This window comes from Sphingopyxis sp. LC81 (assembly GCF_000756375.1).
Lineage (GTDB): Bacteria > Pseudomonadota > Alphaproteobacteria > Sphingomonadales > Sphingomonadaceae > Sphingopyxis.
This window is the reverse complement of the sequence record NZ_JNFD01000021.1, coordinates 1-12863: the sequence shown is the minus strand read 5'-3', so window position 1 is coordinate 12863 and position 12863 is coordinate 1. Positions and strand designations below refer to the sequence as shown.

12 protein-coding genes are annotated in these 12863 nt (G+C 57.0%); 2 read left to right on the top strand and 10 right to left on the bottom strand.

Annotation, left to right across the window (positions count from 1 at the left end; translation table 11 throughout):
* Positions 1–6 precede the first annotated feature (6 nt).
* Positions 7–213: a conjugal transfer protein TraD gene (locus FG91_RS10475; RefSeq protein WP_037515385.1), complete on the top strand. Its 207-nt coding sequence runs from the start codon at positions 7–9 to the stop codon at positions 211–213.
* A 242-nt stretch (positions 214–455) separates the two neighbouring features.
* Here FG91_RS10475 and FG91_RS10470 read toward each other — a convergent pair whose 3' ends face one another.
* The 4 genes from FG91_RS10470 to FG91_RS10455 are packed head-to-tail and all read right to left on the bottom strand — an operon-like array spanning position 456 to position 3049.
* Positions 456–902 (bottom strand): MucR family transcriptional regulator, encoded by a 447-nt coding sequence (locus FG91_RS10470; protein ID WP_037514804.1) that lies wholly within the window; start codon positions 900–902, stop codon positions 456–458.
* Between the two features lie 27 nt (positions 903–929).
* Positions 930–1850, bottom strand: coding sequence for a HEPN domain-containing protein (locus FG91_RS10465; protein WP_037514803.1), 921 nt, complete (start codon positions 1848–1850; stop codon positions 930–932).
* Between the two features lie 60 nt (positions 1851–1910).
* Positions 1911–2159: a sigma factor-like helix-turn-helix DNA-binding protein gene (locus tag FG91_RS10460; protein ID WP_037514802.1), complete on the bottom strand. Its 249-nt coding sequence runs from the start codon at positions 2157–2159 to the stop codon at positions 1911–1913.
* Positions 2156–3049 (bottom strand): ArdC family protein, encoded by an 894-nt coding sequence (locus FG91_RS10455; protein WP_037514801.1) that lies wholly within the window; start codon positions 3047–3049, stop codon positions 2156–2158. Before FG91_RS10455 ends, FG91_RS10460 begins: the two co-directional genes overlap by 4 nt.
* Before the next feature lie 529 nt (positions 3050–3578).
* Between FG91_RS10455 and FG91_RS10450 the strand changes: the two genes are divergently transcribed.
* Positions 3579–3800: a helix-turn-helix transcriptional regulator gene (locus FG91_RS10450; protein WP_037514799.1), complete on the top strand. Its 222-nt coding sequence runs from the start codon at positions 3579–3581 to the stop codon at positions 3798–3800.
* A gap of 56 nt (positions 3801–3856) precedes the next feature.
* Here the strand turns inward: FG91_RS10450 and FG91_RS10445 are convergent, their stop codons facing one another.
* The 6 genes from FG91_RS10445 to FG91_RS10420 all read right to left on the bottom strand — a co-directional run.
* Complete coding sequence (locus tag FG91_RS10445; RefSeq protein WP_037514798.1) at positions 3857–4180, bottom strand: DUF736 domain-containing protein; 324 nt, start codon at positions 4178–4180, stop codon at positions 3857–3859.
* Positions 4181–4809: 629 nt separating this feature from the next.
* A complete protein-coding gene (locus FG91_RS10440; protein WP_037514797.1) occupies positions 4810–7911 on the bottom strand; it encodes a type I restriction endonuclease subunit R in 3102 nt (1033 codons plus the stop codon).
* Entirely contained in the window at positions 7904–9106 is a 1203-nt protein-coding gene (locus tag FG91_RS10435) for an anticodon nuclease (RefSeq protein ID WP_037514796.1), read from the bottom strand. Before FG91_RS10435 ends, FG91_RS10440 begins: the two co-directional genes overlap by 8 nt.
* The gene (locus FG91_RS10430; protein ID WP_037514795.1) at positions 9103–10389 is read right to left on the bottom strand and encodes a restriction endonuclease subunit S; all 1287 of its coding nucleotides are present in this window, start codon (positions 10387–10389) and stop codon (positions 9103–9105) included. Before FG91_RS10430 ends, FG91_RS10435 begins: the two co-directional genes overlap by 4 nt.
* Positions 10386–11933 carry a type I restriction-modification system subunit M gene (locus FG91_RS10425; RefSeq protein WP_037514793.1) on the bottom strand — a complete coding sequence of 516 codons (1548 nt, stop codon included), beginning with the start codon at positions 11931–11933 and terminating at the stop codon, positions 10386–10388. Before FG91_RS10425 ends, FG91_RS10430 begins: the two co-directional genes overlap by 4 nt.
* 239 nt (positions 11934–12172) lie before the next feature.
* The coding region (locus FG91_RS10420) for a restriction endonuclease (protein ID WP_081940526.1) at positions 12173–12863 on the bottom strand (691 nt) is incomplete at its 5' end.

The window sequence follows — 12863 nt, the reverse complement described above, 5'->3', positions numbered from 1 at the left end:
TGGCAGGTGAAGCGCCGCGAACGCACGCGCCAGCTGATCGAACTTGGCGGCCTCGTCGCCAAGGCCGATCTGATCGAGCTGACAGGTGACAATCGCGCGGTGATCCTCGGCATTCTTGTCGAGGCGGGCGCGAAGCTGCGCGGCGCCGAGCGCGAACAGCAATTAGCATTATGGCGCCGCCGGGGGCGGCGCGCCTTCGGTCCGGAAAATTGATTGTAGCGGCTGGCGGTCAGTCGAGCGTCGCTTCTTCTGTCGCCGTGGCATCGGCGCCAATCTGCGCGCGCGGCGGATCAACCGATTCGAAGTCGATCGCACCCCGTTCAACTTCAGGAACTTTGGCGGGCTCGGACCGAGCCGAACATCCCGAAGCGAACAGGAAAATGGTCGCCGCTGCCACTATCTTAAGTGTGATAAGCAGTCCCCCATCACCGATGTCAGCGAGATTTGCCTACAGACTATTTGCCCTTAGCGCCACTGCGCCCACGCGCTGCGGGCTTGCGGCCGCCCCCGCGCCCCTTGGTTCCGAGACCGATCTGCTTGGCGAGAACCCGACGCTTCTCGGCATAATTCGGCGCGACCATCGGATAGTCCTTCGGCAAAATCCACTTCGCGCGATAGTCTTCGGGGGTCATGCCATAGTGCGTCATCAGATGGCGGCGCATCATCTTGAGCTTTTTGCCGTCTTCGAGGCAGACGATATAGTCGGGCTTCACCGATGCACGAACCGACACCGCAGGCTGCTGCGGCTCGGGTTCGGGTTCGACGCCGGACGCCAGACCGGCAAGCGCTTCATGCACCGACCGGATCACGAGCGGGATGTCCGATATGGCGACACTGTTGTTGCTGACATGGGCGGCAACAATGTCGGCGGTCAGCGTGACCAGCGTTTCGGAATCTTCCATTTCGAGCACTTCCCTTCGAACGCTAAGTTATTTCGCTTGGCGCTCTAGCAGAGCAATGCGCTCCGAACAAATGGCATGAACCGCACGCCCCAGTTCTTCGACGCGCTCGCCAAGCCAGAGCAGCTCTTCTTCGGTGATCCGGAAGTGTTTTGAGTAGCGAGCCTTGACGTAAGCCTCTTTGAGCTTTTCGAAGCGTGACCGGTCGGCTTTAATTTCCCGCGGCCAGGCATCGACAAGGCGCATGTCGATGCGTTCGGCTTGCGTGCGAAGAAAGCCCAAATTGTGAACGTGCGGAGTGTAAAAGGTGCAGACCAGAAGAACGCAGTGATAAAGGCGTTCAGCGGCCTGATGTAGGTCGAACGCTGCGTCCTTGAGATGACCCTGCTCGCGATAGTAATTGGCGCCCCCGAAGCGCTTCATTGCGCTCGGAAACCATTCTTCAAAATATTCTCGCGCCATATTCAACGCCTGCTCCGGCGTCTTCGGCTTGGGCGTATGCAGTTCCTTGTCGTCGAACTCGTAGAGCGCGATGCCGTCCTTCGCGATGTCCATGAAGAAATAGCGCCCGTGCGCGAGGCCGTCGTTCACCTCCTGCATGGTGTGGACGATGAAGTTCACTGGGGTGTGGAGCGTCTTGTCGATCGCAAGCTCACGGTTGAGCCGGTCCTCGACCTTCAGCCAATAATCGACCTTGTCGGTGAGGCGCTTGTCGCTGACGATGATCAGCAGGTCGAAGTCGGAGCGATAGCCTTTGGCGGTGTGCGGCTCGTCGACCCAGCCGCCACGTGCGTAGCTGCCATAGAGGATCAGCTTCTCGATGCGGCCTTTCTTCTTCCAGTTCTGCGTCGCTAGCGCGATGCTGTCGGCGAACTCCTCGAAGATGATGTTCTTCACACGCTCGATTTCACGCTGCTTGTTGGCCGGAAGAAGATCAAGGTCAGTACGCATTGATTTCACCCTGTAATTGCGCGAGCCGGATGGCAAGCGCCATCCGGCTCGCGCGGCCACCTAAAGGCGGAATCGCCACCACCATGGATCCTTTTCGTCCATGGCGATCATGAGGACGCGAAGCGCGCCCGCAAAATGCCATTCGACCTCGGCGACCGTGATGCCAAAACGCTCCGCGATTGCGGGATAGCTGAGTTCCTCGACCCGGATCGCGAGGAAGATTTTGCGGTCCATCTCCTCCATCCGGTCAACGGCGCGCTCGGCGCGCCACAGGCGCAGCCGGTCGTCGCGCGACATGCGCGCGCTCACCGATCATCTCCCTTGAAGGCGAGGAGATAATCACTCGCCTTGCTCGCCGCACTCGCGGCGCGAAAGATCGCCTTGTCGTCATCGCGCAGCACCGACAGCCACGACGCTATATAGTCCGAATGCCGGACCGTCGGCGCGATGCCGAGCGATGCGCATGTAAACGCCGCCGCCATCTCGGCGACAAGCTCCTCCTTGGCGTAAGATTCCGAACCGAACCCGCCCTTCTGGTCGCGGCCCAGCCTGCTCCCATGGCCGGTCCAATGGCCAAGCTCATGGAGCGCGGTGCGATACCAGTTCACCGGTTCGTGAAATGCTGACTGCGGCGGCACCTGCACAAAGTCATGGCTAGGGCTGTAGAAGGCTTCGCCGCCGCCGATGTTGAAGCGGGCACCGCTCGCCGCAATCAGCGCATCGGCCTCGGCAATGGCAAGCACGGGATCGGGGCGGACCATCGGGGCGGTGAAGTCTTCGGGTAGTCCCTCGCACTGATCGACGTTGAACACGACAAAGCGTTTGAGGAACGCCACCTGCCGCGCCTCGCGGTCCTCGCCGCGCGCCGCCTCGGCTTCGGCCTTCGGCGTGAACCGGTCGGCGTAACAGATGACGGTGCCCTTCTCACCGCGCCGAACATTGCCACCCGCCGCCTCGGCCTGCCGGTAGGTCAGCCAGCGCTGCGAGGCATAGGCCTTGGCAATGCCCTCGGCCCACAGGATCAAGACATTGATGCCGCTATACTTGCGGGCGGTTCCCGCGTTCTGCGGCATCGTGCATCCGCACGCCGCGCTATCCCAAGGCTGCACCCAAGGCAGCCGCCCTTCTTCGAGCTCAACGATGATCCGGTTGGTGACCTCGCTGTAGAGGCTGGCCCGTTCGATCCTTTCTTTACGCATGACCCTTCTCCTTCCAGCCACCGCACCCCGGCCCGGAAGGGGGCGGGGTGGGCGGCAGGAAGGAGAAGGGAGACCCGCATCATCGGGCGGGCTGCATCCGAAGGACCGGAACGAAGAGCAGGACCCGCGGCACGCGGGTTGCGGCCCGGCCGGGCGGGGCTAAGGCGAGTGACGCCCACCCTGCCCCCGTCTTGCCGGGGATCATCAACGCCGCCGCGCAAGCGGCGACCGATTGGACGCCGAAGGCGTCCGAAACCTGCGAATCGGAAAGCGCCGCGCCGGTCGCGGCGCGACTTTCGGGAACGCGGCCGTGCGGTCCGGGACACTATGAGAATAATAATCGCAAGATGCGCCGGGGTGGTTCGAAGCTGCCCTGGGATGCCTGCGGATGCCTACGGATGCCCACGGAACTACGCTCTCGCACTACGCCCGAACGCGTGGTTTTCTGCGGCGTTGACGATAGGCGCGGTCGTCCCCTTCTATAGTCTTACGTCGACGTATGAACCACCAGCATATGGAGAACACACTCATGATATCACACACCCCCGACCGGTTCCTTCGCCTTCCCGAAGTACTCAAGCGCACCTCGCTCAGCCGGGCGACGCTCTATCGCAAAATTGCCGCGGGCACCTTCCCGCCTCAGATCAAGATCAGCGAGCGTCGCTGCGGCTGGCGCGAGTCCCACGTGACCGCATGGTACAACAGCCCGATCAGCTTCACCGTGGCCGACCTCCCGAACGATGCCCCGTAGGTCCTGGGCACGGCGAAGCCCCGCGCCGCATCTGCGGCGCGGGGTGGAAGCCCGCCTCAGTCGACCGGGTTCCAGATGAGCGCGTAGCCATCTTCGCCATCCTGGCCGGCGGCACGGCCGAGGTTCGCATAGAGGCGGCGCGGCCCGAACTCGGGAGCCGCGAGGCTCAGCGACACATAGGGCTCACGCGATACCTGTCCGACGCGGATCCAGCCGGCCCCGATCTCGACGCCTTCGGAATACACCCGATAGTCGGGCTGGACGTCGCCCGCTTTCGAGCGGTTGGTCCGGATTTCGATCGCCGCGCGGATCGAAAGGGTTTTCAGCTGGCCCACGAAGCCCTGTTCGATGGTGCCGTTTACAAAGCCGATAGCTGCCATTGGTCGTCTCCTTGAGAAGCCGCGGGACCATCCCTGCGGCATAGGCGGACCAAGGGCCGGCGCATGAGGTGACCCGCGAACCCGTGAGGGCCGCAGCGAATGCGGAGGAGTGCAGCGGCGCGATTATTTGAAGCGAAGCGGCCGCGAGGAGACTGCGCAGCAGTTGGGGAAATAATCGCGCCGCCGCACTTTCGCGGGGCGCCGCGCCGGTCCAGGTCACATCGCCCGTCGCCGGGGATGGTTCTGCAGAACAGGTGGAGCGAACCCGCGCTATCCGCGTGAACGATCGAACGCCGAAACTTGCGTGAGAAATGCGACCTAACCGCGAACTGTGGCTACGATCAGAGCCGCCGCGCCCGAGTTGGCAGTCCGTCCTCCTATCGGCTCATTCCGCGCGGCAAGGAAACCATATCCAAGGCATACGATTTGGCGCTTTCGTACAATCCGAGGGTCAGAAGCGATATTATCGGGCTCGGCAACTTCCGTCCGGGCTTGACGATTAGCGACCCCGGCAAGTCAGGATGGTGGGACGAAGGATGCATCATCCTCGTATGGGCGGCGCGACGGCAACTTCGCGTCGCCTCTTTCTTTGATCGACTCCTAGTTCGGACGCTTTTAGCAGCGTTGCGCTACAGCTGACCGCCAACGCCTTTGAATTTTGCGACAAAGTCCGACACACGCTGGAAGACGGAGCTCTTTTTTGTCAGATAGGCGGGGTTCAATGGGCTCATCTTTGGCAAAATGTCGTTCAGGGCGTTTCCGCTGTCGGTCGCGAATTCGCGTCTGATAGAGCTAACGACATACCGCTTTGCCGCCTCTCGATTCAGATTTTCTGTCGTGACAAGCTCATCGAACTCGCGGAGCTGTTCCTCTTGAGCAAATGCGAAGAATGCCTCGATGACTCCCTCCTTACCTTCAATTTCATCGAGATTGGTGCGGTTGATAAAATCGACAATCAGGCTCTCCTTTGCTCGGTTGCCCAGGCTTGATCGGATGAGTCGCCGAGCTTCGTCGATAAGACCGCTTTTGTCCTTTGTGCTTCGATTCTTCTCGAAAATAAGCTCCAGAATGTAGTCTAGGTTGATTTCCTGGGACTTCAGAAGATCAACCTCGAAGACCACATCGTCCCAGTCGAGCGAGGACTCTTCGGCTTCTGCTGCTGCTTTCTCGCGCCTGAGCCAGTCACGAATATCATTATAGGCGGACTTGTAGTCTTGAACCTTCCTCTCGGCCGGAAGCGTTATCGAAGCCAGCTCTTTGACATTCTCATCATCAAGATGATGCCGCTCTTTGAAATCTTCCACTGCGGCTGCGTCGCTCTGGTCCACATTCTGGAAGGCCTTTAGAGCAACGAACTCATCGAAGTTCTGAAGAATGTTTTCAGCCCTGAGGAATTCGCCGAAGAGTTTTGCGAACTCCTTCTTGTCTGCCTCTTTGACGATCGCAGCCGGGTCAGGGAAGCGCGTCTGCAACTCAGCTAAGATGGCTTTGAAGCCCCGACTAGCGGCACCGGATGCTATGTCCGAGAAGCCCTCCATGTACTCCCGAAAGCTCTTCTCCAATACCACGTTTTTGGTGTTACTGTCGCCAAACAGCGTGATCGCATCGATAGTAGCCTGCTCAAGATCACGAAAAGCGATGATGTTGCCGAAGGTTTTGGTCGCATCGAATATACGGTTGGTGCGCGAATAGGCTTGGATAAGGCCGTGGAAGCGCAAGTTTTTATCGACGAAAAGCGTGTTGAGCGATGGAGCGTCAAAACCGGTGAGAAACATCCCCACCACTATCAGCAGATCCACTTGCTTCGACTTCACCCGATTGGCGAGATCGCGATAGTAGTTCTGAAAGCCGTTGCCGTCCGTGCTGAAGCTGGTGCCAAACTGCGCGTTGTAGTCGCAGATGGCAGCGTTCAGGAACTCTTTGCCGCTGCTGGCCATCGCGGACACGTCAAAGCTCTCATCCTGAATCTCACCAATTGCGTTCTGCTCTTCGTTGGCAGCGAACGAAAAGATCGTTGCGATCTTGAGCGGCTTTTCACTGCCTTCCTGAAGCGCGTTGAGCGTTTCGTAATACAGCTTTGCAGCGTCCACGCTGCTGACCGCAAACATCGCATTGAACCCCCCGCTTCCGAGCTTGGTCCGGTGGGTTTTCTGCCGGAAGTTGTTTAAAATGTACTGGGAAACCTCCCGTATCCGCTCGGGGTGCAGCAACGCCCGTTTATTCTCAGCCGCGCTGAGCTTGGCCTCATCCTGCTCTTTCTCGATGTGCCGAAACTTCGGACGCACATCATTGTAGTCCACCTTGAACTTCAGGACCTTCTCATCCCGGATCGCATCGGTGATGACATAGGAGTGGAGTTCTTGGCCAAAGACGCTCGCAGTCGTCTCTGCGCCTGACGCATTTTCCGGAAAGATGGGCGTGCCGGTGAACCCAAACTGATAAAAGCGCTTGAACTTCTTTTTCAGGTTCCTTTGCGCTTCGCCAAACTGGCTGCGGTGGCATTCGTCGAAAATGAAAACAACTTCCTTGCCATAGATCGGGAGGTCGCTTTCGCTCTTCATCAGATTGTTGAGCTTCTGAATGGTCGTAACGACGATCTTGTTATCGTCCTTGGCCAGATTGCGCTTGAGCGCAGCCGTGTTCTCGGAGCCATTTACGCTGTCGGGCGAGAACCGCTGGTATTCCTTCATCGTCTGGAAATCGAGATCTTTGCGATCGACGACGAAGAAGACCTTGTCGATGAAATCGAGCTCCGTGGCCAGGCGCGCCGCTTTGAAGCTGGTCAGCGTCTTGCCCGAACCAGTCGTGTGCCAGATATACCCGCCGCCCTCCGGCTTTCTCCAGGACTTCGAATTGTGCGAGCTTTTGATCTTCCACAAGATGCGCTCGGTCGCGGCGATCTGGTAGGGACGCATGACCAGCAGCGTCTCGCTCACATCGAAGACGGAGTAGTGCAGCAGCACGTTAAGAAGCGTGTGCTTCTGCAGAAACGTAGCCGTGAAGTCCTTAAGGTCCTTGATGAGCCCGTTGTCGGCCTTGGCCCAGTTCATTGTGAAGTCGAAGCTGTGCTTGTTGCGCTTTGTCGTGTTGGCGAAATAGCGTGTGTCTGTGCCATTCGAGATCACGAAGAGCTGGAGAAACTTGTAGAGCGAATTGTCGCTGTTGAAGCTCTCTTTGCTATATCGGTGAATTTGATTGAAAGCCTCGCGAATGGCCACGCCGCGCTTCTTCACCTCGATCTGCACCATAGGCAAACCGTTGACGAGGATCGTCACATCGTATCGGTTGGCATGCGTCCCAATCTGCTCGAACTGCTTGATGATTTGCAGCTTGTTGCGCGCGATATTGCCCTTGTCGAACAGGTAGATGTTCTGAATGCGCCCATCGTCGAATACAAAATCATGGATGAAGTCATCGTGCACCTTGCGGGTCTTGTCCGTGATCCCGTCGCTGGGGCTGTCCAGATAGGACAGGACAAAACGCGCCCACTCGTCATCTGAGAAAGGGACGTTGTTGAGGTCTTCCAGCTGCACCCGCACGTTGGCCAGCATGGCCTCCGGCGAGGTGAGATTGGGCAGGAACTCATAGCCCTGGCTACGCAGGTCTTCGATTAGCTCGCGTTCAAGTTCGGCCTCGCTTTGGTAGTGATCCGCAGCAGTCCACTCGCTAGTGTATCTGTCGAGAACGATGAAGTTCTTCGATTCCGCTATTGGCTTGGTCTGCTCAACCATCTTGCGCTTCCTGCTGCCAATAGCCGTAGTTGTTAACCAGGTTTTCGAACAGCAGTTTGACCGTCTGCTTTTCCGGCCCCGTCGGTTCGCGAACCTGTTCTCCCGACAGGGTTGAATGGCTGGAGAATTGCATCACCCTGTTCAGGTATCCTTCCTTGGCTCCCGGAGCATCAGCGCCGGGCACGGTGCTCAGCAGATCACCCCAATTTTGATAACCCAGAAAAGCCGCTGTCTTTTCGTACATGTTCCGCAGAAACATAAAGTGGAATCGCTCGACCGTGCCCTGTTCGATAGCCTCTGCAAGCACCCTGCGCAGATACAGATGATAGGAAAAGCTCCTGTTCGAATCGCCGTGTTTGACATCGAGCCTGAAGGTGCCGTCTTCCAGCAGTTCTAGCAGCCGACAGCCCTCCTTCTTATTCCCCTGTTTCATATTCAGCTCGTTATGCAATACGTTGTAAAAAAGTGGACTGTGCGTTGTGATAACGAACTTCAGCCCTTCGGGCGCCCGGCTGATCAATGCAGCGAGGTCGACCGCCAGCTCAATCAGATGATTTTCATCCAGCGAGGTGACGGGATCATCGACGAAGATGTATTGCAGCTGGTCATAGTCCGCGGTACTTCTCAGCTCCGCCTCCGGCTCCTGCAGGACATCGATCACGGTTTCAAGCAGCGTGTAGAACACACTCCAGATGAAGTTGCTTTCTTCACCCTTGGAAATCTTAAAGTTTTCAGACGAATTATCGCCACCCGTCGCCATTGAAAATGTGACTTCGGACAGAGCGGGAACGGTCACCTCTCTTCCATCAGCGCCAGCGATTTTGTATTCCTCGTTGAAACGTGGGGTTAGCTTGTCATTGGTATAGCGTTGGAAGTTCCGCGCGATGTTCGGCTCCTGCCCCTGTTCGCGCAAAATCCAGTCGGTGAAGCTGTTCGCCTGGATCCTCAGCTTGGGTTCGGCATCTCCAAGTAGGTCGTTGTCCCAATAGAAAAGATCTTCCGTGAAGGCGTTGTAGTATAGGATTTTATGCCGTGATGGCTGCGGCGCTTCATCGCCCTCTATTTTGGGTGAAACCAGTCCCTTCAGAGCGCGGGAGAGGCGGGTTTTGCCGGTCCCGTTGAAGGCATAAATCAGTTGAACCTTCTTGTTGGTTTCGTGAAGCGCCTGCGCAATCTGTTCCAGACTCTGGCTCATGCCTCAGCGGCCTCGGCCGGTTTGCGGAAGGTCAGGAGAAGGTCGCGGTAATATTCATACTGCTTTCGACGCAGTTCGATTTCGCGCGACAGACCTTTGGTGAGCGACGTGGTCAGAGCGTCGAACTTGTCGAGGATCGCGACGATACGGGCTTGCTCCGCGAGGGATTTTTGCGGATCATCTGGGAACGGGATTGGCAATTTCACCTTCTTCATCCCATCGATCAAAAGCCTTTTGATCTTACCCCTTGAGACGAACTGACCTTTCTGATCATGGAACGCGTCAGTTTGCATAGTATATACAATATACTTGGGATTCATTGGGTGGCGAAACGCATAGCTATCATCGTGGATTGCGACTTTGTCGTCACCTAGCCAAGCAACGGCTTTGCCAACGTCTTCGAGCGTTTCGCTTACCCCGGCCATGACGACATCATTCTTCTCAGCAAAGCGCAGAGAGTTCGCCATGTCGGCTCTCACCTTGGAGAGCGTCTCGCTGGCGAACACACCATAGTGCGTGTAGATTTCTCCGTAGTGGATCGCCCTGATACCTTCATCCCGATAGTCTGCCTTGGTAAACCGCTTGCCCCTGACGAACTCACCGATGTGCTCCATAGGCAACCACTCGATCTCACCATCCTCAGAGGTCAGAAGCTGGTCGCGGTAGTGGTTGTATTGCTTCTTGCGCGCTTCAAGCTCGGTGGTCAGCTCGGTGGTCAGCTCGGTGGTCAGCTCGGTGAGCCTGTCCAAAATCCGAACAATCTCCCCCTGTATCGCCAGCGACTTCTCCGGATCGTCCGGACAGGGGATAGGGATTTCGAAAGCTTTTACTTTTCCGTCAGAAATTGCCGGATAGGCCGAACCGCTTTGGTTTTCTTCGACATAAGCCTTAAACTGGGAAGAACTTATCCAGTGAAGGAGCCAGCCGGGTAGAACCCTCGATTGATCTGGGCGGAGGACACAGTAACCCGTGCTGGCAACTTCGCCGGACCAATCAGGGGAAATCAGGCAAAACCTTTGCTGTGCTGGTCTCGTCGTCGCGAAAATCAGATCATCGGTTTTAACGAGCTTTTGAGCCCGGCTAGGGGCCGTTTCCGCCGTTATCTCTTTGGCCTCTGAAATTGTCCCTGTCTCACGGTGAACCGATGTCAAATCGATATACCGATAGGTTTGATCAGTGTCGGCCCACTTAATGTTGCTTGTCGGAAGCGTCACATCCTCCAGCGGCTTCCACTTAACCTCCGCTCCATCGAGCAGCTTCTCAAGAAAGCCCGAATCGCTCACGCTTCGATCTCCGAGACAATCGCATCAATCTCGGTGCGCAGCCTATCAATGTTCCCAACGGTGGTTTTCAGCTCGGCATTGAGCTGGGCGATATTGGTCTTAACGCGCGTGTCTTTCGGCTCCACGTAGGCGCTGACCGAGAGGTTGTAGTCTTTGCCAACGATGTCAACCTGATCGACCGTTGCGGCAACGTGAGGCTCGTTCTCCTTGCTGGCGAAAATCTCGATGATCCGGTCAGTGTGCCGGTCTTCCATGACGTTGGTGTTAGTGCCCTTGCGGAAAAACTCATTCTCTCGTGTCGCGTCGATAAACTGCACCTTGGTGTCGGTCTTGTTCTTGGCCAGAACCAGAATGTTGACTGCAATGGTCGTGCCGAAAAAAAGATTGGGCGCGAGCGCGATCACGGTCTCGACGACATTACTGTCGACCAGATATTTGCGGATTTTCTGCTCCGCCCCGCCGCGATAGAAGATGCCGGGAAAGCAAACGATGGCCGCGCGCCCCTTGGCTGACAGGTAGTGCAGCGCGTGCAGCACAAATGCAAAGTCAGCCTTGGACTTGGGGGCCAGCACGCCAGCCGCAGCGAAGCGTTCATCGTTGATCAGGGTCGGGTCATCCGATCCCTTCCACCTGACGGAGTAAGGCGGGTTCGAAACGATGGCGTCGAACGGCTTCTCATCAAGGAAATGAGGATTTTCCAGCGTGTTGCCGTGCTGGATTTTGAACTTGTCATAGTTCACATTGTGCAAGAACATGTTCATGCGGGCTAGGTTGTAGGTGGTGTAGTTGATCTCTTGACCGAAGAAGCCATCTTCAATGATATGATCATCGAAGTGCTTCTTGGCCTGCAACAGCAGGGAGCCGGAACCAGCGGCTGGATCGTAAATCTTGTTTACGCTCGCCTGTCCGTGCATCGCCAGCTGCGCAATCAGCTTCGAGACGTGCTGCGGCGTAAAAAATTCACCGCCCGATTTGCCTGCATTCGCTGCATAATTGGAGATAAGAAACTCATAGGCATCACCGAACAGGTCGCCGTGATTTTCTTCGAACTTCAATGGCAAGCCTGCAACGCCTTTCAGCACCTTGGCGAGCCGGTCGTTCTTTTCCTTGACCGTATTGCCCAGCCGGTTGCTGGTGGTGTCGAAATCCGAAAAAAGCCCCCTGATGTCTTCTTCGGAAGGATAGCCGCGCGCCGACCCTTCAATGGCCTTGAAGATCGCAGCCAGATCAGTGTTTAGACTCTCATTGGCGTTGGCGCTGGCAGCGACATTTGCGAACAGCTGACTGGGATAGATGAAGTACCCCTTCGTCTTCACTGCATCGACGATCGCTTCCTGGGGAATGGCGCCGTCTGCCATCCGCGCATAGTTGATGCTGCCATCACCTGCCTCAATGTAGCTGGTGAAGTTCTCGCTGATGAAGCGATAAAAGAGTGCACCCAGTACGAATTGCTTGAAATCCCACCCATCGACCGCGCCCCTGACCTCGTTAGCGATGGCCCAAATTTGTCGGTGTAATGCGTCACGCTGTTGCTGGCTGGTCATCTGGTGTCCCTATTCGGTGCTGGTTGTCTCTGGCGAAACCAGCGAGCAATGTCGAGTTGCAGCATTCTGCTGACGGGAAAGCGAAGTGCTTCGGTAGGCAACAGGGAATGCCGAGCCCCGCGCCATGCGCCAAACGCATCCGATTTTCTGTCTCCGGCAATGGGATGCCACGCGTGGCTTTCGAGGCTTTTCCGCAGGACGAACAGGCGTAGCATTCTACGCTTTTCCGGAGCCCTCCGCTAATTATCCTCGCTGAAAAAATCTTCATCCAACCGCTTCACTTCGACAATGCGACTACTCCTGACGCCCACGCCGAATTCCACCATCAATTCGCTCAGCCTCGCACCATCGATCAAAATTACCCGCTGTTGCAGGCCACGCACGAACTCGATGGCCGGAGCGCTAAAGGTGGAGGTCGTCACAAACACACCTTTCGTCGCTCCCAAGCCAACAAGGCTGCCCACGAAACCCTGAATTTCCGGCCGTCCGACAGGCACATGTTTCGCATAGCGCTTGGCTTGGATATAAATGCGATCCAGACCGAGGCGATCTTCATCAACGATGCCATCAATACCGCCGTCGCCGCTCTTGCCTAAGCGCATAGCTGCGTTCTCGTGCGAGCCTCCGTAGCCCATCGCCACCAGCAGATCGACGATCACGCGCTCAAAGAAAGTGGGCGTCTGCTCCAGAATTCGTGTCAGCAAATCTGCTCGGAGTGCTGATGTCAGGATAGCGTGGGCAGCATCGATTTGCTCTTCAGGCGTGATGGCAGATTCTGTTGCGGCAAGCGCGGCCGGTGTTTCGTAACCGTGTCCTGAAGGCCGCCTTGCGGGAAGCTGCTGCGGGGTGCTGATAGCCGCTCTTTGCGAGGAGCGGTGATGAGCGAGGATATCGGAGCGGCGGGAGCGAGTGTTCTCGTGAGTGGTCATA